Raw genomic sequence first — 24137 nt, 5'->3', positions numbered from 1 at the left:
CGGTTGTCTCCTCAGGCAACCACCCCTAACACAATAGCCAAGGAGGGTGAGGTCTCATGTGGATGATTCGCGACATTGTGGAGATTATCCTGCTAGTCATACGAGAAATGTATCGATTAATAACCACTTACCAGGATTTTGCAGAACTAGAGAAAGGTATCTACCGGTTGGTGCAAAAGATAACGTTGAAGTTGTTAGTGACAGCTTGCAATTATCTGGACGAACAACTAATGCGAGATAGGAACAGGAAGCAGCTGAAGCTCGTACATACAAAACCCCGGGTTATAGTGACGCCATTTGGAGAAGTGGCGCTGGAGCGGAGGTATTATCGGGATCAAGAGACAGGAGAAGGCAGGTATCTGTTGGATGAAGCATTGGGCCTGGCGCCACGGCAACGCTTGTCGCCGTGGACGACAGAGTTGGCGGTGACAGCAGCGGCGGAGATGCCGTACCACCGGGCAGCTGCCTGGCTAAAACAGGTAACGCTGGGTGCAGTAGACATACAAGCGATGAGCCTGTGGCAAGAGGCACAAGAGGCTGGGAAAAGGCTTGCGGAGCAGGTAGAGCAAGAACGCTCGGCGGTTTTTGACCGGGGAGAAGTGCCAGAAGCGCGACGGAAGAGCCAGAGCCTGCGGGTAGAAGCAGATGAGGTATGGGTGGCGGCCCGCAACAATTGTAAGGAACGAAGGAAATTAGCGATAAAAATTGGCGTAGGGTATGAACGGAAGGTGAGTATGGGGCCGCATAGGCAGAGTTTGCAGGGACGCCGGGTAGTCACCGGAGTAGCGGAAGCACGGGTATTCTGGGAGCAAGCAGTAGCCCAATTTGGGCGGCAGTGGGACCTTTCTGCCGTAGAGAACTGCTGCGTAGGTGGTGACGGCGCACCATGGGTGAAGCTGGGTTGTGAGTATTTCCCAGGGGCAACGTACCAGTTGGACCCCTACCACTTGCGGCGGGCATTATTGGAGGGTTTGGGCCATGATGAGGCGGCGTACAAGGCAGTAAGTGCTGCTCTTGTGGAGGAGAACTGGGCAGAGGTAGAAAAAGCTCTGGTGGCCGCTGAGCGAGCGAGCAAAGGAGCTAAACGCCAGCGAATAACAAAACTGCGTCGATACTTGCAAGGGAACTGGGAAGGGATCTGCCAGAAGAAAGTAGCAGAGCGTCTTGGCACGATAGAGGGCCAGGTGTTCCACCATGTTGCCCGTCGGATGAAGCGGCACGGGGCCCGTTGGAGTAATACAGGGGCTGACCATCTCGCACGCCTGCTGGCAGCACGGGCTAACGGCGAGTTGTCAGAAGTGGCACGGCAGGTCTGGCAGGCACAACCCGAACTGATCCGCCGTGTTGCTGGGGACAAGCCCATCCGTGCCGAAGGCCGGCTACCCGGTCAAGATCCGGCCGCCTGGCTGCGAGCCAGCTTACCGGCGCTGTATGGCCCAGCAGCAGATGAGCCATGGGTCAAGTACGTGCTACGTGTACTTACAAAGAAGTTACCAATTGTTGCCTAAAACATGAAATTCGCTAGTGTGTGGGGGTCACCTACTGAATCTTGACACGCACAATGATTAAATAATAATTGGAATTTGCAATGCGATTAATTAAATTTGTTAATAAATCAAACAAAAAAGGAACCCATTGAAGGGGCTGTTGACAAATTGCTTTTTGAGTGAACCGTGTAGAATTTATTCTACACGGCTGCCGTCGAGGCAGCCTTTATGTGCGCCCGGCATGGGCGTTATCTATAGGGTTCAAGTCCCGAATGGCGAAGGCAGTAGTAGCCATTAGCTTAAGGCAAGGGTCTCTACCGCGAGGTAGAATCTGAAGGAAGCCGGTGGCAAATCTCCGGCCCGAGTCAGTCAAGACTTTGTGGAGAACATTTTTTCGGTTCACTACGGGCGTTGTCAATCACTAGTTAGCGAACCATTTTCAGGAATTAATATCGTAAGCGCTTTCGGACTCTCATCCCTCATCTTGAGGCGATGATACGATATTCCATTTTTTTACACCCAACCACCATCCCGGAGCGCCGACAACGCTTGATGGATCGGCGTCCCGGATGACCGCTGCAGACACGGTAGATTCTGACGCACCACATCTGCCCATAACCGTCCGGCCTTCCGTTTGGCCTGTTCGATCCGCTTGGACTTTGTTGAGGCCGAGACGGCCGACTGGGGCTCTTGCTCCTCCCACCGTCCCTTTCTCCACCCGATCCCGTCGATTCGGGCTGCCATCGCCCTCAGAAACGCCCGAAGCCCTTGGTCTTTCCAGCTGCGGCGGGATTTCACCCGATGCGCAAACCGGCTCATCACGCTCTCGGCGTGGCCCATCGGACGCATGCCGGTCGTCTCCACCCCTTGCTCCGACAGCCACTCCCGATAGTCCCGGATGCATCCCGGCATCGACTCGATCCGGCGAATCAAGGCGGCCAGCTGTTGTTCTTTGCCTTCGTCCCCCAACGTGCCGACCGCGCTGTTCAGCTCCACCAGAAGCCCCTCTTCGTCTTGTTTCGCCAGCTTCTTCCGCACCTCCCGCCAACGCGGATGGCCGGAGAGGCATTGGCGCAGCTCCCGCGCCACATGAAATCGATCCAGCTGAAAGCAGGCTCGCTTTCCAAAATACTCCCGGCAGGCTGTGATCCACGACGCCGCGTCGCCGTTGATGATCAAAAGGTCCCGGCACGGGTCATAGGCATATTCGTTCATCAGCCACTCTTCAAACCGTTCCCACACGTCTCCCACCCCTTCATGGAGGTAGTGGCGCCGGTTCACGAGCTTGAGCTGCGAACCGTTTCGTTTCCATCCCTCGTGAACCGCCAGGATTTTCTCTTCTTTCGCCCGTTTCCCTTTCCCCTGGCGGGAAATGAACAGCCCATCCGCCTCCACAAACAGCACTCGGCCGTGCCGTTTGGAAACAGGGTGGTGCAGCGAGACAGGGGCCTCCAGCACCAGTTGGCGAATCGCCTCGTGGCTCATGACCGCATACCCCACGATCGACTCCAACGTACGGGCCGCTTTGCGGTAGGAAGAGCACTCTACGGCCAACTCGACCGCCGTTTCCTCGAGGCAAGGGCTGATCGACTGCGCTCCATCAAAGCCCAGTTCGGCATCCAGCAAGAAGGTATACGCCCCCGCCTGCCGATCATAGTAGTAGTTCCGTCGAAACGTCACTTCTCCAAACAGCGTTTGGATCGTGGTCGGCCGTTTGTCTTTCAGCTGATACCGGCGCTTGTCCCGCGCTTCCGCCAGTTGTTGATCAATCTCCTCCAAAAGGGCCGCCAACAAGACAGCGAACACCTTTTGAAGAGTTCTGACTAATTGTTCCTCCAGCTCTTTTAATAAAGGCCATTCTGTGGTAAGATGTTTCATGGACTCTCTCCCTCCTGTTTTATGGATGTTGGTCATCACCATCATAGCAGGGAGAGAGTCCTTTTTGCATGACATTTGCTTTTTTCTACCGCGCTTCGCTTGGTGGCCCCGACGAGCGTCGCGAACAAAAGTTCGCAACCCTCGTCGGGGAATCATTCCTGAATGTCACCCACAAATATTTTACTCACACATGAATTACTATGGGAAGATGCTCGTTGATGAAGTTCCGCCAGGATTCAGCAAATGCTTGAAAAGTGCATTAAAGGCAGTTCCTGTTGAAAACCCATTCAGAGGACCTGCTTTATTTGAACAGGATGGGTTTGTTTATAAATGTTCATGGCAGGGAGATATATCTGAGTTTAACGGGAATGAGGCAATATGCTTTGGTGGTATTGAAATATATAGATTGTCTTTTCATGGCGGATATATAAAATAATAGTATTAAATATTTTACACACACCGTAAACACAAACTTTTTATGGAGGCATTATCCAAAACCGATGCTTGAGATAATAAGTTGCAGCAGAAGAACGGATATTCCTGCGTTTTATTATGATTGGCTTCAGGAATGTCTGAAAAATAAATATGTAATGGTAAAAAATCCTTACAGTAAATCAACATATATGGTAGACTTGTCTCCTGAAAGGGTGCATTCCATATGCCTGTGGTCAAAGTCGTTTGCCAATGTACTTAAAAACCCTGGATATTTGTCGCTGTATAATCTGTACTTTCAGTTTACAATCACGGGCTACTCCAAATTCCTGGAACCAAATGTTGTTGATACAGAAGAAGCGCTGAGGCAGATGGAGCAACTGGCTCGAAACTACTCGCCTAAGCAAATAAACTGGAGATTTGACCCTATCATTCTTAGTATCAAGGGAGAGAAAAATCCGACACCAGATAACTTTGAAAGAGCAAGGCTAAAGGTGTTTGAGGCTTTATGCAGGGATATTTCTTCCTTTGGAGTCAATCGTTGTACCATAAGTTTTCTTTGCTTATATAAAAAAGTGGAACAAAGAATGAAAGCATCGAAGTTTACCTATTTAATTCCTTCACAGCAACAGCAGATTGAATTAGTAAGCCAATTAGTGGAAATTGCAGATAAATATGGGACTACTATTTATACATGTACCAGCCCCATCATTGAAGGAGTACCTGGGGTGAAGAAGGGACATTGTATAGACGGGGCCTACCTTGAAGCATTGTTCGGGAAAAGAGCCTCACATGCAAAAGATGCAGGGCAAAGAAAAGAATGCGGATGTACCAGGTCAAGAGATATTGGAGCATATAGTGGGCAGAGTTGCGGGCATGAGTGCCTTTATTGTTATGCGAGATAATTGAAATACAGTTTCCTGTCGGAAAAGTTATTTGTCAATATGTATTGAGAATATTAAAGGTATCCGATAACTAAAGTGAAAAATATAATTTGAGGAGCAAAGAATTTATGAAAAAAATAACATTATACAATATAATTTTTCCAATTTGGTTTTTATTGTTTTTACCTCCAGTCATCATGATAACGCTGATAGGTAATTTTATCATTGATTCATTGGTAATAATGGTTTGCTTTTTCGTGTTCAGGTTGGGTAATGTACAAAACAACCTAAAAACATTTTATAAGAAAAGCATATTAAAAGTTTGGATATTTGGATTTTTAGCAGATATTATAGGTGCTTCAATACTATTTTTATTGGGGGCGGTCGGAAATTCCCTGAAATTACCTAATGAATTGATTGCAGGAATAAATTATGACCCATTTAGCCATCCTGCGGCAGTTGCAATAATAATATTTTCCATGCTGATATCTGCAGTTTTTATATTTGTATTTAATTATAAATTTACTTTTAAAAAACAGATTGAAGACAAGAAGTTAAGATTAAAAGTAGCAATTACTATTGCTATTATTACAATGCCGTGGACATTTTTATTGCCGACTAAGTGGTTTTATCATTGATTTTAAAGTATGTTAAGCAACTTAAAAAGAACAGCAGGATTTAGTTTTACAACTGTTCCATATGGAGAAAGTTAAAAAAATGAGAATAAAGACTCAAAGTACAAATATAAAGATACCAAAATTGGCTAACTAAATGTAATAAAGGCTCTATATACACAGAGCCTTTATTAATCTTAATAATTCGAAACTTTAAAATAACGAAACAATAAAAACCGAAACATTAATAAATCGAAACATTAATTTCTTGATATTATTATATGCAAAATAGAGTTAAAAATCAACCCTTTTTTTAACTATTTATTATATAGCCTTCAATACCTTTTTCAGTATTTAATTCTTTTGTTATAAACCTGTTTTCTTCCAAATACTGAATGACACTGCTCGCCAACTTTTGAGACATTTGGAATTTTTGCTGCATATCTTCATTTAACCATTTTGCACCATAGATTTTGCCTTTGTTTTTTGGGTCAGAGTACCAATTACTAATATGCTCTAATACTGAATCTTTCCAAAATTCAGGTTTTGCTCTTTCAGTATTAATATCAAATATATTTACTAAGTCATAAGACACATGTGCATACTGTGTAATATCCTGATATTGTGAAGAATTTACCCCAATATACAGCAAATGTACTTTTTTTCCTTTATATATCATTCTGCTCATTATTGGTATCATATCACTATCCGTAGTAACAAACACAAAAGTATTTACGGATATATCTTTATAGCAAGTTTCTATGGCATCTATTGATAATTCAATATCTGAAGCATTTTTTCTAAACATTTCTCCTAATCCATTACCATAAACATGTCTAATTTGGACTCTTTTTTGCTGGATATTTCTTAAAGACACCTTAATTTGGTCATAATCCGCATATGCTCTAAATACCCTCACTACATCACGGTTATATAATCGCCAAAGTAAGTTAAAAATATCATATTCGTCACTGTTTGCATCTAATGCAAAACTTCTTAAACCGTGATATATATTGTCATAGTCAACGAATATGGCAACATTACCATTTAAATTCTCATTAACCATTTTCAAACATTTTTCATATTCATTATTATTCATAATCATATACCTCCTGTCATAATTTCTCAAAAACCTACAATATGGATATATTGTATTAATATATGGATGTTTTTTCAAGATTATTTTAGCAATTGACGTAGATTTAGATTTATAAAGATTTGTTATCATATTAGTTAAAAATACTCTAAACTTGATTCTGCTGCAATAACTCAAAAATATGAAAATTATGAGAATAATTATACTAATTTCAATGCTTATAAAGGTGAATTAACTGTATATTTATTAGCAAAACTTAATAAAAATGAGTTATTGCAGTGAAATCAAACTTGTATGTTATACTAAAGTAAGAGTTTAATTTTTGACAGTACTTTGAATATTTCTGTTTTAACTGACTTATCAATACACTTTATATAAAAAATTGTGAAAAAAGAAAAGATGGGTAATTTCGGTATTTGTTATACCATCACTCAATAAATATAAAATTGGAGCAAGCCTTTGATATCAAATGGACGGATTGTTTTTTTCATAAGATTTAGCGGTTTTATAAGGATTTAATTATCGGATTTCAAGACAGCGGCATTGGTGAAACGATGTGGTAGCACTTGATTAAATCAAAACAATCTTGAAATGCCTATAATATCCTTCTTATGATATAGAAGCAAAAAGATGGAATTTTAGAATGTAAGGAGGACTATTATAATGCTGAATGGAGAAGAAACTTATTGGAAATATATAAATGACTCTATATCACTAAAGATTCCGAAAAAGTTGTTATTAAATTTAGTAAGACAGATAAATCAACACCTGGAAGTACTAAATCTTGAGAAGGAATTGTATGATAATCTTGCTATACAAGAAGGTATTAGCAATACAGAGGTTATAAGGACAAAGTTGTTTCTTTGTATAGCAGTAGCCAATGACAGAGAAGATGATATTCACATGGAACTGAGTGTAGCAGAATTCTTAGTTCTGCGGGATTGTGTGTATTGTAATAATTCACTCCTGCATCTACAAGCAAAGATGAAACCATATATTTTAAAGTCATATCAAGAGTTTTACGAATATATTGAAAGCATTTATGAGATGCTAGATGGAGATGAGATAAAAGTGTATTGGGATTTTATAAAGAACTGCAAAATTATAGATAATACTATTCACTAAAGCAAGAAAAAAGGCATTAGGGAATAATATCCTGCTAATGCCTTTTAACTCAATACTTTTTGTCTTTTGTGTATATAGCCTCAATTTTGGTAATAAAGGATAGAAGCATAATAAATGAAATGCCTGCTACAGAGCCGATAATTAAGCGAATGATAAGGTTTTCCACAACAATGGAAAGAGGAATTAAAAAGATATTCCCCAAGATAAGCAGTTTTAAAGTTCTAAAAACACTATGCCTCATAAAATACCTCCTTATGTTCGAGATTGTATGGAATCTTATCCGATTACTACATATCATTTCAAGCAATAATTTTGACGTTTAAAATAAAGTTGTTTTATGTTAAAATAAAATACACAGCATAGATGGTTTAAATGCCATTGACACAGACATCTAAGTAAAAGGTGTCTTGGAGTCAGTGGCATTTTTTATTTTGAAATTTAGGAGTTTAGGGATAAGGTTTAAGGCATAAGGGATATTACGATTATACTAATCCTTGATTCCTAAACCATAGTCTCTAATCCCTAACATATGGAGGTGTTTGCGTGGCCAAAAGAAACACAAATTGGGATGAAAACAAGTTAAAAAGATGGATAAAAGAAGGCAGGGGACAGGGAGAAGGGAAGGAATATAAGCCCTGGCTTACTATACAAGATTATCCTTCGATGGGAAGAGCAACAAGGATATTTGGCTGGACTACACAGCGAATACACCACTTCTTCTCTGACTCTCAATTGAAATACTTTTATTTATTAGACTGGGAAGAAAAAGTAGTAGATATTAGGGAACATTATCCGCTTTTAGACCTGGAGACAGTACTGGAAGATACTGCAGATTTAAAACTGGATAAGTTTATAGATAAGAAAACAAAAGAACCCTACATATTAACTACAACATTTTTAATTACGCTGTTAAATCCTGATGGACAAAAGAATTTCGCTGCAAGAAGCATAAAATATGCATCGGAATTATCAAAAAAGACTACAATTGAAAAACTGGAGATTGAAAGAAGATACTGGACTGCTAAAGGAATTAACTGGGGTATTGTGACAAATAAGGACATCAACGATGTTAGGGCAAAAAATATAGAGTGGATTCATTCGGCGATGACTTCCGACGACTGCAACGGGCTTTCTAAAGATGATTTTGATGAATTACTAGACGCACTTTTATATAGGCTTATAGATAATCAGCAGAATATCAGGGAAATTATATCAAGATTTGAAAAGGACTATTCCTTGGATGCGGGGGCAGGGTTACTGCTGTTTAAGCATTTAATTGCGGGAAAAAGGATAGCCCTTGATATGGATAAGCCTATCAATCTCAATGAGAGCGGTTATTCACTGCGCCTGCCTGAAACAAGCGGTAAAGGAGGGCATGAGGTTGTTAAAATATACAGTTAATTCGCTAATCGAATGGAAGGATGAAAGTGAAAGTACCAGCATAGAAAGAGTACTTTGGATGGATGAAGAATTAGTGTATGTTATTGATGTTAATAAAAACAGCGCCCCATATCTGCGTAGTACTGCAGACATAGATAGTGCACTGATAAATGGAAGGGCAGTTATTAAAGAAGATGACACGCTTGCAGTTATATTAAAAGAAGAAGATATTCCAGAAAAACATAAAAAGATGAGGGACAATGCTTGGAAAGTGATTAAGGATATGGTGGCTTGCGAACCAGAAATTTTTGAGTCTCATTTCAGGAGGAAGGCAGTTCGTGAGGCTTCTGCATTTCATAATATAAGTGAATTGTGGGTATTTGAGTATCTTAAGCGGTACTGGAAAAGAGGGAAAACACCTAATGCCTTAATACCAGACTATAGGAACTGCGGGGGAAAAGGTAAAGAGAGGAAGGCTGGAAATGCCAAAAGGGGCAGGCCAAGGAAGTATCAGGACATAAATGGAGAAGGGGTAAATGTAACCGAGGATATTAAAAGAATTTTCCGCATTGCTGTTAATAAATATTATTACACTACAGCAAAAAACTCTCTTACGCTGACATATGAACTGATGAGGAAAGAATATTTTACAGACGGCTTTAAAGAAGAAAATGGCGTAAAGATACCTGTCATAAAACCTCAATCAGAGATTCCGAGTTTTGGCCAGTTCAGATATTGGTTTGAGAAGGAGCGCAGTATTAAAAAAGAGATAACTAGCCGCTATAGCAACAAGAAATTTCTAAAGCAGTACAGAGCCATAACGGGAAGTGCTTTAAGCGGAGTAATGCAGCCTGGAACTTTTGAAATAGACTGCCAGGTAGGTGATGTCTACTTAGTATCAAGGTTTAATAGAAACTGGGTCATAGGCAGACCTGCCATTTATGCAGTAATTGACAAGTTTAGCCGTATGATATGCGGAATCTATATAGGACTGGAGAGTGGCTCCTATACTGGTGCCATGATGGCGCTTTTAAATGCAACTATGAATAAAGTAGAATACTGCAAGCAGTACGGTATTGAAATAGAGGAAAAGGATTGGCCAGTCCACTACTTACCAGAGACTATTATCGCTGATAGAGGGGAATTAGAAGGAGGAAATATTGAAAACCTTATAAACATGCTGAATATAAAAGTGCAGAATACACCTCCATACCGTGCAGACTTAAAATCGGCGGTAGAACGGTTCTTTGGCCTTACCAATGAGAGGGTAAAGCCATTTTTACCTGGTTCTGTAGATTTAGACGGCAGGGAAAGAGGGGACAAGGACTACCGACTGAAAGCAAAACTTGATTTATACCAGTTTACACAGATTATGATAAAGTGCATTTTATACCACAATAACTATTATCACTTAGATTACTATAAGCGGGACGAGATGATGGTGGAGGATGATGTCCCCTGCATTCCCATTGAACTTTGGAACTGGGGAATTGCAAACAGGGGAGGAACCCTGCGGAGTATATCGGAGGACATTGTTAAATTGGCCCTTATGCCTTCTGATACAGCGGTAGTTACTGAAAAAGGAATAAAATATAAAGATATGTATTATGCATCTTCGAACATGCTAAAAAATGATGTATTTGCAAATGCACGGACAAATGGAAGGTGGAGAGTAAAGATAAGTTACGACCCACGCAATATGAACTGCATTTATGTCTGTGGCGATAATCCCAAAGAATATGAGAAATGTTTTTTAATAGAGAGCAGTACCAGATATAAAGATAAAGCAATTGAGGAAATAGAGTATTTGTTGGCGGTAGAAAGAATGCAGAAAGAGAAAAGTAAAGATTCGGTGGCACAAGCAAAAACAAAACTGATTGCAGAAATAGAAGATATCGTAAAACAGGCGGATGAAGATTATAAAAGGGAGACAAGTACTGCAGAGAGCGACAGGCAGAGGGTAAAAAACATAAGGGGAAACAGGAAGATTGAAAAAACAGCAAGAAGGGCGGAAGAAGCATTTAAACTAGGAAATAACGAAGGAGATTATGACAGCAGCGTATTTAATGAAGAAGATTTTGAAGAAGGGATGAATACCCTGCAGTTGCTTTTTAAAAGGCAGAAGGAGGTGCTGAAGGGTGAAGAAGATAATAATTCCTAATGGCAGCATGGCAGAAGAAGCACAATATAAGGAACAGGTGATACCAGATTATCAGGATAATCCTTTCATAGAAGCACTTCCAAATCTTCTTTCTCCTCATAAAGTGGTAGAAAAACTGGCTTTTTATCCTCAATACCACCAAAATGAAAGGAAGTTGGACAGCCACTACAGAATTTATATGGTAGACAGGCTCTTTCAAGTCTTTCAGCCCTTACCAATGAACATAGAACTGGAAAGAAAGATATCACGTGCCCTGCGTCAGGGGTATGTTTTTCGAAATCCGTTTGGAAGTAAACTGGCTCAGGGCTTTTGCAGAGACTACTATGGAACGAATCCTGTTAATTCAAAGGATGATGACGTATTTTATCCATCATCCTTTGGATTTACTCTTATAGGCATATCGGGATTAGGGAAGACATCTTCATTAAAGCGTATACTAAATATGTATCCACAAGTTATTGTTCATTCGGAGTATAGAGGCATCCCTTTTTCAGCGTATCAGGTAGTATGGGTAAAATTAGAGTGTCCTCATGACGGGTCTATCAAGGGATTGCTGTATGAATTTTTTTCAGAAATAGACAGGCTATTGGGAACCAACTATTATCAAAAGATGATGAGGACAAGGGCAACAGCAGATGCCATGATGACGGTGATGAATCAGGTAGTCAGAAACTGCTCTTTAGGCATATTAATTATAGATGAAATCCAGCATTTAAGCATGGCTAAATCGGGAGGAAGCGAAAAAATGCTGAATTTCTTTGTAAACCTTGTAAATAATGTAGGGGTGCCAGTTATTTTAGTGGGAACCCCAAAGGCAGTTAAGGTACTTCAGGGGGATTTCAGACAGGCACGAAGAGGGTCAGGTCTTGGTGGCGATATGGTATGCGACAGGATTCAAAAAGATGAGGTGTGGGATTTATTAGTAAGTTCTATATGGCACTACCAGTGGACGAGGAAAGAAACTCCCTTTACTCCTGAAATAAGCAGTATTTTATATGAAGAAACGCAGGGGATACCTGATTTATTAAAAAAAGTCTATGCTATTGCTCAAGCCTACGCCATTTCATCAGGAAAGGAAGAGATAACTCCATATATTATTAGGAAGGCGGCGAAGGAAAACTTAAAATTAGTACAGCCAATGCTGACTGCCTTAAAGACTGGCAACATCAGAGAAATTGCTAAATATGAAGATATCTGCATGACTGGTATTGATTTCGATGACTTTTTAACCCGAACCAAAGAATCTATTAACCTGGATTTGCGGGCAAAGGAAATAAAGAAAAGGCAAAACAAAATGAAGCAGGAAAACCTCATGGAGGAGAAAAAGGAAGCCGTATTAAAACTTGTTGATTTAGGAATGGATGCTAAGAAGGCTCAGAAAATAATTGATACCATGCTTTCTCAAAATCAGGATGTAAGTGCAGAGGGCATGGTGGAAGATGCGATGGCGCTGCTTAAAGATGAAGGCATGAAGGAAGAGCCAGAGAAAAAGGGAATAAGGAAGGTAAAAGGAAGAAAGGAAAAACAGAGTACGGCAAATCCACTTGATATCCGAACTGTTGTTGAACAGGGGAAAAAGGATAATAAAAGCGCTTACAAGTCCTTAAAGGAAGCGGAATATATTATAAGTTTTGAGGATGATATTTTTTCTATGGAGTTGGTATGGTGAACTTTTTTCCTGTGCCTTATCCAGATGAAGTACTATATAGTAGTTAGCACGCTATTGTATGCGAAGTGGAAACATAAAGGAAATTCATAACTTTGAGGACTTGTTTGGAACAAGGAACTGTATAGCAGTAATGGAACTGCCTACACAACTCGATGCATTAATCGAAAATATGCCTGTAAATACAAAATATACAGCAGAATACTTTATCTTTAAGCACACCTTATTTCCTTTTCTTGCAGCATTTATTCCTCAGGAACGTGCTAAAAAAATAATTCAAACTATGAGAAACGGTGAGGGTGCTGTTTCCTACATAAGAATAGGTTTAATATCAAATTCCATTACCTTAAATAAGTATTTTAGATTTTGCCCTGAGTGTTTCAAAGAAGATATAGAAACATTTGGGGAACCATACTGGCACAGAAGCCATCAAATTACAGGGGTATTTGTATGTTCTAAACATAAAATACCCCTTTATAATAGTACGGAACTTATAAGAGCAGGAAACAGGCAGAGGTACATCAGTGCATCTCATAAGAACTGTATAGTAGAAGAAGAAATAAGTTATTCAAATGATTTGATGGAGAAGATGCTTTGGATGGCAGAGGATGCAGAAATACTTTTAAACAATCAGTTTGGATTTAAGGAGCCTGAATGGTTTCAAAGTCAGTTCCGAGTCAAGTTAGTTGAAAAAGGCTATGCAAGAATGAATAACTATATTTACCAGAAGAAATTAAAGCAAGACTTTGTAGACTTTTATGGACATGAATATTTACAACTAGTTCAATCTCCTGTATCGAATAATAGCGGAGGTTGGTTATCAGATATGGTAAGAAAAAATAATAGAACAACTTATACAGTAAGATATCTATTACTAGCGAGATTTCTTGATATTCCTGTCGCTGATTTGTTTAATATAAAACTTGGTTTTAATGATGAAGATGAGAATAATATTGATGCTTATCAGGAACTGTGGGACCAGAGACTGATAGAACTTGCCCAGTCAGGATTATCGATTAGAGAAATTGCAGAAGTATTAAAATCATCCACCAAGACAATTAGAAAAAGTATCGATAGACTTGGAATTGAACCATTTTGGAAGTTTAACGGCGGTGGGAAATACCTTCACGAAAAATATACTGATACTGAAGAATTTAAAATAAAAAGAGAAAAATTTAGGAAGAAATGGCTTCAACTTCACGCTCAGCATGCCGATATAAGTAGTAACCAGATAAGAAGAAAAAATGATGGATTATATACATGGCTGAAAAAATATGATAGCGAATGGTTAGAACAAAACTATCGCAGGATACAAACAGTAGTTAATACCGTTGATTGGGCTAAAAGGGATGCTGAATTGCTACCACAAGTAAAAGAAGTTGTAAAAGAGATGAAAGAAGGCAAGCCTGAAAGGATAACTTGGACAACAATAGGAAGTAGATTAGGGATTAGCGGTTGGCTCTCTAAGAAGAAAGAGAAACTTCCATTGACTAAGGCATATATTGAGTCTGTAGTGGAAAGTATGGAAGAGTTTCATATAAGAAAAATTAAGTGGTCTATAAATGAACTAGAGAAGCAAGGGAAACCGATGACATTATGGAATTTGGCAGAAACAGCAGGTGTTAAAACAAGATATATGAAAGAAATTTATAAGGAAATAGAACAGGTATTAAAGAATAAAGGATATGATTGTAATTTTAAATGGTAGGTTCAAGACTACATATAAGGATAAGACATTGCATGTTTAGGTATTATTGAGAAGACATATAATACTGAGTTTGTGAAACTCATCCTAGTGCTTAAGCGATAATAGAAAACTTAAGACGATACTTTAAAAGTGTTCTACTTAAAAAATCACAAACCATCACCAATGGAACCAGTGTTGAAAATAAGATATAATGAGACATATCATAAGTAGAAATTAAAATAAATTTTATTTTAAAGTATGTATTTGTCAAGTGAAAAATGGACCTTTTTATAATTAAATTTTACCCCCCTTAAAGATGACATTAGTGTAAATAATTAACATTAACATGTTCCTTTCACATAGGGAAAAAACTTTTTCAAGAATCCAGTTGACAACAAGCCTCCCCTCTATGATTAGCCAGCCGATGCGGCCAGCCCCCACCCCCTCGAAGTATGGCTATGAAGTTCGAGCATAGAGGGAGATGGGCGGCTGGCGCCTTAACAGGCTATCATACAGGAACCTCTCATTGTAAACCGCACTTAAAAAACTTTTTTCTCCCGAGCTTCAGGTATCCTTAAATAAACTTCTTAAACTATCGCCCCCCTTCTTATGACATGGTTGTTAAAATTATTGTTTCTGCATCCATTCTCTGGTCTCTTTGAGCCTGAATGAGTTACCGTTCATATTCACTATGTAAGCTTTGTGAGTTAGTCTGTCAATCATTGCAGCTGTCATGACAGGATCCTTAAATATCTCTCCCCACCTTTCAAATGATAAATTAGTAGTTATAATTGTTGATTTTCTCCCGGCTCTTAATGATAGATTGGTAAACAGCAGTTCAGATCCTTCCTTATCAAAGGAAATGTAACCTAGTTCATCTGCTATAACCAGATCATATTTCTCAAACCTATTTTCAAAGGCCCGCAAGCTTTTCTCTGAACGGCTCTCTTTAAGCTGGTTTATCAGTATAGGCACTGCCGTAAAAAGCACCTTATAGCCTTTAAGGCAAGCTTTTATGCCCAATCCTATCGCAAGATGGGTTTTACCTGTACCGGGATTCCCTGCGAGTATCACGTTTTGACCGGTAGATATAAATTCAAGAGAACTTAGCGTCTTAAGTTTCTTTTGGGCATCCTCTGGTAAATCCTCAACCTTTAAATCTTCAATATATTTTTTATACGGGAAACCGGCAAGCCTTATCCTGTTCTGCTTTGCATGTTCTTGCCTTAGATCATGCTCCCTCTCTAATAGCCGTAATAAATACTCTTCATAGCTTACATCTCTTGTACTTGATTCTTTTGCCTCCTCTTCGAAGTATTTCCTTATGGCTGGAAGTCTTAAAAATGTTGCATACCTTTCTATATCCTTATACATTTCCTTCTTATCTTTTATACTCATATAATTACCGTCTCCTTCGTAAATTCTTCAGAAGAAGTGGGTATCAGATATTTAAATTTTTCAAGCATTTCCTCAGCTTTTGCAGTTATTTCACAGACTTTGGCATTATATTCTGCGCTGCTTCCTGTTAAGGTTACATCCTGTGAGCGGTTGCAAATTGCCTTTATCTTCTCAGTCGTTACATCAAGAGGGCTTATCTTTTCTAAAGCTGAAATTGCTTCTTCAACTTCTTCTATACTTTTTTGTGAAATTAATTCCAGTAACTCTATGAATTGCTTCTCCCTTTTGATATAATACCTACTGTAGATTTGTTGAAGCCTGGGATCTGCCTGATGCATTGCTGTGCTGCTGGCTAGAGCTCCCGGCTTTCTCTTTAATGTGTTCACATAATGCTCTATCTTGATATCCCACTCGTTAAACCTATATCTCCTGTTATGTTCTGCTATTTTGACCCCTTCATAAAAACATAGGATTTTGTTTGAATATACCTTGGTAAATATTTTTTTACCTACGTACATGTCAGGGACAGAATAATGGCATGTATCAATAATTATAGTGGAATACTTATCAACACGGGGCTCTACAATCCTTGCAGCATCATACATAGGCATTTTGGGTAATAACCCCTCACGTTCTTCTTCCAATATTTCAAAAGCAGTCTTATTATCGTTAAGCTTTTGTTTCCTGTTATTCAATTGGTCACATACTTTTTCAAGATATTCATTTGCTTCCTCTATTGAACTGAAATGATCCTTAAATGCGAATGCTTTCCTGCGGATGTACTCCACACTCCGCTCCACATGGCCTTTCTCATTTCCGGAACGTATGTTGCAGAACCTGAATTTAAAGCCATAGTATATGGACAGCTTTAGTAATGCCTCAGTAGGCTCCTTCTCATGTGGCCCAACAAATTTTTTTACTGCAACCTTTGTGTTGTCATAAACCATTGTCCTGTAAACCCCGGATATCTTATCAAAAAACAATGCATGAGATTCTTGAAAACATGCCGTATCCTGCTTTGTAAATAATCTTGCATATCTAAAATTACCCTTTGCACTTGTAAAAGTAGACAACTGCAAAACTTTATACTCATTATCTATGTATAATTTTACTTCACCCCAATCAAATTCACATACATCTCCTGGATCATATTCAGCTTTTATATAGGCCTCAGCTCCTTTGCTCAATAGATTATTTACTGTATTTACAACAGTGGGATAGCTAATATCATAACCTTCAGCAATCAATGCTTCATATATGTCTGTCTTCTTCTTTTGCTGTTTGGACTGACCGATACTCCTTTTGTAGTCATTCTCCTTAAGATAAAATTCTATTTTTTCTATGATTTCATCAGTTAGCTTCCTCTTGGATCTGTTTTTAGAATCATATGTAGGCTTTTCGACTATACTGTCAGTCAATTCTCTTATATCATCAATAGTACCGGCATCTAGAAGTTTTTGCCTGCTTGCCTCATATTCCGCAATATACTTTCTTACAGTCTTTACGTTAACACCCAACTCCCTTGCTATAGCCTTTTTTGCTTTATTTTCCAAATATGCTGCTATGATAATTTGCTGCTTCTGGCTCAACTTAATCAACTCCTCTTGCCCCCTCTTATGCATGTTTTACATAAGAGAGTTTACCTGTCAGGGGGGGATTTTTCAATTATAACCGGGGTCCATTTTTAGATTAGCATAAACAAAAGTAATCATTGAGGAGAGTATATTAGTGGAGATTATTGATTTAAGACCTTATTCTGGTTTAAATACAAGGATATTAGATTATAAGACTAATGAAATCATATTTTCAAAAGACAATAAAATAGAAGAAAAATATTATTATTGTATTAGCAGATATAATCTTAATTCGAATACTGTAGAAGAAATATATAGATATGAAATTCCTCATTATGAGTTTTATAATCAATATGCTTATATTTTTGGAGAAGAGATTTTCATAATTAAGATGAAATTTCCACATAAAGTAGAGATAGATATCTTAAACAAGATAACGAAGAAAATTAAATCAATGCACTCCTTTGAGATTAAGGAGGAAATCACTTCTATTCCAATATCAATCAACAACCGTTACTTCGTATTCTATGGGGATATAGATGAAATGAATGAAAGGAAATATACTGAAAATAAGGAGAAGGGGTATAGTCATTACCTTTATTTATGTGACTTATCAGAGGATAAAATATATTTTATAAAAGACTTGAGGTTAGTGGATGGACTTTCAGTAGTACATGGTTTAATAAATAAATTACCTACATTTATACACGACAATCAACAATATTTGATATTTAATGAGACTTATATGGATGATTGGGAGTATGAAGATATTTATAATTTAATTCAATCAAACAAGTTAAGTAAGGATTTAGTTAAAGAAATAGAGGCATTGTATTTAATCAACATAAATGATTTTGTAAAAACTATTAAAATTGGCGAACAAAATGTACCATTTAAGGTTATTTGTAAAAGGCATATTAATGGCTGGGTAAGATATCTTGGAATGGATGACAAAAATATATATTTTAGAGAAAAGGATTTTATAACTCAAATAGAGAAGATATTTGCGATAAATAAAACAAATTTTGAATCTACTGTTGTGAAGGAAATAAACCACAAAGATGTTAAGGGTAGATTAATATATGATAATAATAAAATATATGAAGAAATAGAATCAGATGATTCTATAGAGATTAAAGGAATCTATAATTGTGATTATAATTTATGTTTTAAAAAAGATAGGAACATATCCTTTGAAGAATATATAAATAATAGATATTTGATTATTTCACAATGGATTGAAGACACAGAGGATAACTACTATGAGTTTGTCCATATTACAGATACTAAAGAAAATAAGTGTATTAAATATGAAGGTAGATGTCATATTTATGATAGCCATGTAATTCTATATTAATATATTAACAATAAAATTCATGTATTTATCAATATAGGAGGAACTGTATTATAAGTGACAGGGATAACGTTTGAGCCCCTTAGCATATGGCTAAGGGGCTCTTAAAATAATTTTTTGTATTCGTGATGTCCAAATGGACGGTTCTTTAAGAAAACCTTAAAGAACATTGTTTTAGTAATTAAATTTTAATACATTTTTATAATTTCGTCAAGACCTCTATCAAAATTTTTATGTATCGATAGTTTTCCCTAAAAATAATTTTTTAATCATATTATCGATTTCATTTAATTTATCGGTGCTAAGTATAAAATTGCTTAAAGAATGATAGGCTTTTATAGGTTCATAAATTCTCATTTTGCTTATTGTCCTTATTTGGGACACTATGGCTACAGAACCTTTTTTTAGATTATTCAACTCTTTCATATATCTATCCCTTTTTCTACTACATAATATATGACTTTTATCTTTAATTGTTGACTGTTTTATTTGCTCATCTAAGTAGGCTATTTGGTTTTCTAAAAATTTAATTTTATCTGTAAGTATCGCATCACCTAAATAGAGTTCAAACCTGTCATCAATATCTTCTGGTTTCTCATTATCTTTTAGAGAACGTAAAGGAATAATTGTTATTACTTTAGAACTTTTTTCATTATTATTATCAATTACTAAGCCATAGTGAAGTCCACCTTGTTCTGAGCCAATGTTATAGCCTAAATGAACGGATACAATATTGCCTCTTCTATATTTTATAAGTTTTTTCGGGTCAAACTGTTTCTCATTTTTTAAAAATTTTTCATTCCAGTCGTTTAACCAATAAGTTAATAGTTTTGCTTGTTTAAAATCTAAATCATTCAAAATTGTTTTTTTAAGTTCATTTAAGACCTGAGTTAAACTATTCTCTAAATCTTGTTGAGTTTTTAATTCTTTGATTTCCAAACATACTTCGCCCCCTTTCTACACATCAGGGACATTATACCACGAAAAAAGTTTAATTAACAGTTTTAATGTATTATAATGTAAATTTTAATATATTTGTATTTTATAATAAATTTTACGGAGGGGATGAGACCTGGGATTTGTTTTTTTAAAAATGAGAAAGAAAAATGAATAAGGATGCAATTGAAATAATATTATTAAAGTTAAACGATTTACATGTAGATACTTCGAAAACGTTTAATAGATATCAAGAAAAAATCAGGTAAGATATATTTAAAATGACAGATATTTAAGGGTAATATTGAATAAGTCCAACCTGATACGCTAGAAATTATAATTTTAAGAACTTGAATTTATCAACATGCAACAATCCTAATGGAATTAGAAATTAATCAATTGGAACCACAAAATTAACATTAGCGAAAATGCATGAAGTTTAATATTAGGGATACTCAGCAAAGAAAGAGAATATTGTCTGCTATTTATGGATTGCCTAAGGGCGATGTAAAGAAGTTAAAAGGCTATGAGTATTATAGACTTAGAGTTGGGGATGAGTTATTTTTACCGAGAATGATAAAGAACTTATTATACTGGTTATAGATATAGAGAACAGAGGCAGGTATATGAAAATCTATAGAGTTGTTGTACAGGAATATAAAACTTTTATTCATAAGATAGTCATGTATTCGGTAAACAACGGTGAAAATATTATTAACCTATTACCTGTTACCTAATCCCTGTATCTATGTATAAATCAAATAAACTCCTTTCATTTTGCAAATTATCGATAGGAAGAAAATAAAGTTCTTGCAGAAAACATGGTTTAAAAGGGATAAGGAATCTCGGTTAAGCCATGTTTTTTTATTAGAAATTCTCATTAGAATAGAAAAGTGAGATAAGGCTTAAAGTCAGTGAAATCAATGGATTAGAAGAAATGATGGGAGAAAAAATGAAGAGGAGAAATGGAAATAAAACTCCTTAATCCTTCCCCCTTAACCCTCAATCCTAAAAGCACTTTATTTTCATTTTTTGCCCCAAAAATTTAGGAATGAAAGGACTTTAGGAAGTGAGGAATAAGTGAATAGGAATTAAATGGGAAATTGGAAGAGAATAACAAGTAAGTAGTATCAAGGGTTTGAGGGGGATTTGTGAAAGGAGTTTATTTGATTTTTGTTGTGATTTTATTTTGGTTATACATAGTTAGGATTAAGGATTTAGGGGTAAGGAAAACAGGAAAAAATTTTGGGCGTATTTAGGGGGTAATTAGTTGTTGCAAAAATAAAGTAGTTTTATAAAAAGGGATAAGGAATAAGGGAAAGTCTTGAAAATACTAATGAAAATACTAAATTTAAAGGAGTTTTAAGGCACAAGACAAATGGGGATTAAAGGAAATTTATAATAGGACTTTATTTACTTTTACTATATAACATAGGGCTTTTTTCTGTTTCCAAAATTCATAGGGGCAAAAATTTTAGAAACAGAAAAGTTCTTTCATGAAGGATAAAGTTGTATTAAAAAGAAAATATAGTTCTGATATTTTATAATTCTTGATACAAGAATGAGGATGTAATTATATTATTTACTTACCTGTAAAGGAGTAAGCCTTAAATCTTCAATCCTAACAGAACTTTATTTGCACTTTATATATAACATGGGGTGTTTTTTCTGTTTCCAAAATGATATGAATGAAAAATCTTAAAACAGAAAAGTACTTTCATTATAAGATAAGGCCTATTAAAATAAAGGGAGGTAAGGATAAAATGATGCAATTAAAATGCAACATGTCGCATTTAGTTACAAAAAAATAAACGTGAGCACAGGAGCATATTATTGTTTATCTAAAGAGGAGTAAAACTAATAAATAAGCATATGTCTCATTATTTTGTCGCAATAAGAAAATATTTGAATCATTTAATTGCGACAAAATGTTTATTGATGCATTTTGCACTTACAGTTGCCGCAGAGTTTTATCTAAATGAATTGAGTAATAGTGTAAGAAATATAGGTAACTACACCAACGTAACGTTGATATAAAATTCTGATGGAAGCAATTTTGTGAGGATTTTAAGGTGTTAACAAAGCAGGTATTTAGATAATTGATAATGGAAAATTCATAAATAAAAGTAAAAGGAGCCGTGAAAGTATGAAAATTCTTCAGTTGAAAATAACATTAAAAGATGTAAAGCCTCCTGTATGGAGAAGGGTATTGGTTAAAGACGATATTACGTTTTTTAAACTCCACAGGATAATCCAGTATGCGATGGGGTGGTTTGAATCCCATCTTTATGAGTTCAGGCTGGGTGATATGATTATAGGGGAAAAAGATGATGATTGGGACTTTTACAGCAGATATGAAGTAAAAAGTGCAAAAAGGGTAAAGTTAAACAGTATGAACTTTGCACCCAAGGATAAATTCAGGTATGTTTACGATTTTGGTGATGACTGGAGACATGACATTATTGTTGAGAAGGTGCTTGACCCGGAAGAAGGCATTAAATATCCAATATGTATCGGTGGTAAAAGAAACTGCCCGCCTGAAGATGTAGGGGGACCGTGGGGATATGAAGATTTCCTTGAAGCAATCCAAGACCCGCAGCATCCAGAGCATGAATCCATGCTTGAATGGGTGGGAGGCTCTTTTGACCCTGAAGAATTTAGCGTGGATGAAGTTAATTATGTGTTGAAGATGATAAAGTAAAAGTACGGGGGATAGTAAGGGGAATAAGAATATTTATAGAGAATATCCCTCACTGTGAAAAAGTTGCTTTTGATTAAGAGAGGTTTATTAATATGGTTTTGTGGGGAATTTTTGTTAGTGTTTTTTTAATAGGCTTTTCAGGAGCAATGATGCCTGGGCCTATGTTAGGGATTACGATTGACGGCAGTCTTAAAAAGGGGTGGACAGCGGGCCCTTTGGCAGTATTAGGACATGGAATCCTGGAACTTATATTAATTATTATTATGACATTTGGACTTAAAGATTTCTTTTCTAATCCGACAGTCGCAGGACTTATTGGATTGTTTGGAGGCGCTTTTTTTGCATGGATGGGGTATGGAATGATAAAATCCGGTATAAATAAGTAGGTTTCTTTAGAGAATCAAGGAGCAAGGAATAATACAGGGATGAGAAACCTAGTATCGGCAGGAGGACTTGTAAGCGCTACAAACCCTTACTTTATTCTCTGGTGGGCGTCAATTGGGATGGAATCTATTCGGCCAGGCTTATGTTTTAGGGATAATAGGTGTTTTGGCTTTTTTTATTGGACACATTTTATCAGATTTCACATGGTTTGCTGCAATATCTACTGCTTTTTCAAGAGGTAAGAAATTAATGAATGATACCATATACCGACGGGTTATCTTATTTTTAGGTGCTTTTATTATTATATTCTCTATTAAGTTTGTTGTTGGTGGATGGCATATGCTATTTAATCGGTAGATAGAACTTTATTTGTTGTTGGCTCATAATAATGTCCAATGAAATGAAAATAAAGATGACTGATACTCTGTGAAATATTTTCAGGAGATAAACTGATTACTTTCACAGATTTTTTATGTTAGCAAACAAATGGCAAATATAGGCTAACAGCATCTGGTAGAGATTTAGTATTCTGTAGAGGTATCCTCAAACGATTCTACAACATAAATAATGGTTAATATCGGAATATATGTCTTCATAACATCTTCATAATTATACTCTATAATGGTATTAGAAAAGAATTCGAAATGAAAATTTAAACTAAAGAATAAAAAGTTGCCTGTAATATCTTAATGTTCGGGGTAAACTATAGTTTTAGGAGGAAGGTGAAAATATGCGTAGAGATAAGATATTATGAATATGGTCCTAATATGATGTGGAATGAAAAATACGGAATGCATGGTGGAAGAGGGTATGGTATTATGGGCCCCAGTATGATGAGAGGTTCAGGATGGAATAGGAATTATCAAGACAACTACGATTCAAAGCAAATAGAAAGACAAGAAGCAGTAAAAATTGGTGATGAGTATGTGAAAAGAAGTATAGATAAGGATTTTTCGGTTTTAAATGAGGGACATGAGTTTTATGGATATTATACATTCCATGTAAATGAAGGCGATAAACCAGTTGGAATGTTAAGTGTTAATTATTATACCGGGGATGTTTGGTATCACGATTGGCATGGCCAATTAGAAAATATTATAGAACACGATAAAGAATAAGAAAGGAGAGATTGTTATGATGGGATGGGGCTACGGTATGATGGGTGGCTGGTTTGGAATGATTATTCCGTTAATTTTAATTGCAGTTATTGTATATGCAGCAATCAGACTATCAGGGCATAACCATATAGGTTATGGAAGAAGTTATGATAATTCTTTAGATATTCTTAATGAAAGGTTTGCTAGAGGCGAGATCAGTGAAGAAGAATATAAGCAGAAAAAAGCGCTGATAATGAAAAGGTGATGCCAGAAAGTTTTAGTT

At 36.8% G+C, this 24137-nt stretch carries 22 protein-coding genes and 1 pseudogene; 17 read left to right on the top strand and 6 right to left on the bottom strand.

Features of this window, described 5'->3' with window-relative positions:
* The first annotated feature begins 56 nt into the window (after positions 1–56).
* The gene (locus CIB29_RS11250; RefSeq protein WP_094549740.1) at positions 57–1508 is read left to right on the top strand and encodes an ISLre2 family transposase; all 1452 of its coding nucleotides are present in this window, start codon (positions 57–59) and stop codon (positions 1506–1508) included.
* A 492-nt stretch (positions 1509–2000) separates the two neighbouring features.
* On the opposite strand, the gene CIB29_RS11245 is transcribed toward CIB29_RS11250, so the two are convergent.
* Positions 2001–3365, bottom strand: a complete 1365-nt coding sequence (locus CIB29_RS11245; RefSeq protein ID WP_094549738.1) for an ISLre2 family transposase — start codon at positions 3363–3365, stop codon at positions 2001–2003.
* A 190-nt stretch (positions 3366–3555) separates the two neighbouring features.
* On the opposite strand from CIB29_RS11245, the gene CIB29_RS11240 reads away from it, so the two are divergent.
* The 3 genes from CIB29_RS11240 to CIB29_RS11230 all read left to right on the top strand — a co-directional run bounded on the left by CIB29_RS11240 (position 3556) and on the right by CIB29_RS11230 (position 5319).
* Positions 3556–3801 (top strand): DUF5680 domain-containing protein, encoded by a 246-nt coding sequence (locus CIB29_RS11240; protein ID WP_198543846.1) that lies wholly within the window; start codon positions 3556–3558, stop codon positions 3799–3801.
* 64 nt (positions 3802–3865) lie between these two features.
* Complete coding sequence (locus tag CIB29_RS11235) at positions 3866–4702, top strand: DUF1848 domain-containing protein (protein WP_094549734.1); 837 nt, start codon at positions 3866–3868, stop codon at positions 4700–4702.
* Between the two features lie 107 nt (positions 4703–4809).
* The gene (locus CIB29_RS11230) at positions 4810–5319 is read left to right on the top strand and encodes a hypothetical protein (protein ID WP_094549732.1); all 510 of its coding nucleotides are present in this window, start codon (positions 4810–4812) and stop codon (positions 5317–5319) included.
* Positions 5320–5608: 289 nt separating this feature from the next.
* Here the strand turns inward: CIB29_RS11230 and CIB29_RS11225 are convergent, their stop codons facing one another.
* Positions 5609–6394, bottom strand: coding sequence for an NYN domain-containing protein (locus CIB29_RS11225; RefSeq protein WP_198543845.1), 786 nt, complete (start codon positions 6392–6394; stop codon positions 5609–5611).
* A gap of 660 nt (positions 6395–7054) precedes the next feature.
* Between CIB29_RS11225 and CIB29_RS18905 the strand changes: the two genes are divergently transcribed.
* The gene (locus tag CIB29_RS18905; protein WP_242965173.1) at positions 7055–7516 is read left to right on the top strand and encodes a hypothetical protein; all 462 of its coding nucleotides are present in this window, start codon (positions 7055–7057) and stop codon (positions 7514–7516) included.
* Positions 7517–7565: 49 nt separating this feature from the next.
* On the opposite strand, the gene CIB29_RS11215 is transcribed toward CIB29_RS18905, so the two are convergent.
* Positions 7566–7757, bottom strand: a complete 192-nt coding sequence (locus tag CIB29_RS11215; RefSeq protein ID WP_094549730.1) for a ribonuclease BN — start codon at positions 7755–7757, stop codon at positions 7566–7568.
* Between the two features lie 302 nt (positions 7758–8059).
* On the opposite strand from CIB29_RS11215, the gene CIB29_RS11210 reads away from it, so the two are divergent.
* The 5 genes and pseudogenes from CIB29_RS11210 to CIB29_RS11195 all read left to right on the top strand — a co-directional run bounded on the left by CIB29_RS11210 (position 8060) and on the right by CIB29_RS11195 (position 14431).
* The gene (locus CIB29_RS11210; RefSeq protein ID WP_094549728.1) at positions 8060–8917 is read left to right on the top strand and encodes a TnsA endonuclease C-terminal domain-containing protein; all 858 of its coding nucleotides are present in this window, start codon (positions 8060–8062) and stop codon (positions 8915–8917) included.
* Entirely contained in the window at positions 8898–11057 is a 2160-nt protein-coding gene (locus tag CIB29_RS11205) for a Mu transposase C-terminal domain-containing protein (RefSeq protein WP_094549726.1), read from the top strand. The genes CIB29_RS11210 and CIB29_RS11205 overlap by 20 nt, the downstream gene beginning before the upstream one ends.
* Positions 11035–12726: an ATP-binding protein gene (locus tag CIB29_RS11200; RefSeq protein WP_242965171.1), complete on the top strand. Its 1692-nt coding sequence runs from the start codon at positions 11035–11037 to the stop codon at positions 12724–12726. The genes CIB29_RS11205 and CIB29_RS11200 overlap by 23 nt, the downstream gene beginning before the upstream one ends.
* Positions 12727–12781: 55 nt before the next feature.
* A pseudogene (locus CIB29_RS19750) lies at positions 12782–13186 on the top strand (TniQ family protein); the annotation flags it as partial.
* A 117-nt stretch (positions 13187–13303) separates the two neighbouring features.
* Positions 13304–14431: a TnsD family Tn7-like transposition protein gene (locus tag CIB29_RS11195; protein ID WP_479724523.1), complete on the top strand. Its 1128-nt coding sequence runs from the start codon at positions 13304–13306 to the stop codon at positions 14429–14431.
* Positions 14432–15037: 606 nt separating this feature from the next.
* Here the strand turns inward: CIB29_RS11195 and istB are convergent.
* Positions 15038–15808 carry an IS21-like element helper ATPase IstB gene (gene istB, locus CIB29_RS11190; protein ID WP_094549724.1) on the bottom strand — a complete coding sequence of 257 codons (771 nt, stop codon included), beginning with the start codon at positions 15806–15808 and terminating at the stop codon, positions 15038–15040.
* Complete coding sequence (gene istA / locus CIB29_RS11185) at positions 15805–17406, bottom strand: IS21 family transposase (RefSeq protein ID WP_198543844.1); 1602 nt, start codon at positions 17404–17406, stop codon at positions 15805–15807. Before istA ends, istB begins: the two co-directional genes overlap by 4 nt.
* A gap of 130 nt (positions 17407–17536) precedes the next feature.
* On the opposite strand from istA, the gene CIB29_RS11180 reads away from it, so the two are divergent.
* Positions 17537–18739: a hypothetical protein gene (locus CIB29_RS11180; protein ID WP_094549720.1), complete on the top strand. Its 1203-nt coding sequence runs from the start codon at positions 17537–17539 to the stop codon at positions 18737–18739.
* A gap of 228 nt (positions 18740–18967) precedes the next feature.
* On the opposite strand, the gene CIB29_RS11175 is transcribed toward CIB29_RS11180, so the two are convergent.
* Positions 18968–19675, bottom strand: coding sequence for a type II toxin-antitoxin system PemK/MazF family toxin (locus CIB29_RS11175; protein WP_094549718.1), 708 nt, complete (start codon positions 19673–19675; stop codon positions 18968–18970).
* A 429-nt stretch (positions 19676–20104) separates the two neighbouring features.
* Between CIB29_RS11175 and CIB29_RS18900 the strand changes: the two genes are divergently transcribed.
* The 6 genes from CIB29_RS18900 (at position 20105) to CIB29_RS11155 (ending at position 24119) form a co-directional block, all read left to right on the top strand.
* Positions 20105–20275, top strand: a complete 171-nt coding sequence (locus tag CIB29_RS18900; protein WP_198543843.1) for a type II toxin-antitoxin system RelE family toxin — start codon at positions 20105–20107, stop codon at positions 20273–20275.
* A gap of 1543 nt (positions 20276–21818) precedes the next feature.
* Positions 21819–22373 carry a plasmid pRiA4b ORF-3 family protein gene (locus tag CIB29_RS11170; protein WP_094549716.1) on the top strand — a complete coding sequence of 185 codons (555 nt, stop codon included), beginning with the start codon at positions 21819–21821 and terminating at the stop codon, positions 22371–22373.
* Between the two features lie 92 nt (positions 22374–22465).
* Positions 22466–22759, top strand: coding sequence for a LysE family transporter (locus tag CIB29_RS19215; protein ID WP_242965167.1), 294 nt, complete (start codon positions 22466–22468; stop codon positions 22757–22759).
* 112 nt (positions 22760–22871) lie between these two features.
* The gene (locus CIB29_RS19210) at positions 22872–23114 is read left to right on the top strand and encodes a LysE family transporter (protein WP_242965166.1); all 243 of its coding nucleotides are present in this window, start codon (positions 22872–22874) and stop codon (positions 23112–23114) included.
* Between the two features lie 365 nt (positions 23115–23479).
* Positions 23480–23875 carry a hypothetical protein gene (locus CIB29_RS11160; protein WP_094549714.1) on the top strand — a complete coding sequence of 132 codons (396 nt, stop codon included), beginning with the start codon at positions 23480–23482 and terminating at the stop codon, positions 23873–23875.
* 16 nt (positions 23876–23891) lie between these two features.
* Positions 23892–24119 carry an SHOCT domain-containing protein gene (locus CIB29_RS11155; RefSeq protein ID WP_242965165.1) on the top strand — a complete coding sequence of 76 codons (228 nt, stop codon included), beginning with the start codon at positions 23892–23894 and terminating at the stop codon, positions 24117–24119.
* Positions 24120–24137: the final 18 nt, after the last annotated feature.

The organism is Petroclostridium xylanilyticum (assembly GCF_002252565.1).
GTDB lineage: Bacteria > Bacillota > Clostridia > SK-Y3 > SK-Y3 > Petroclostridium > Petroclostridium xylanilyticum.
This window is presented reverse-complemented; position numbering and strand designations above follow the sequence as displayed.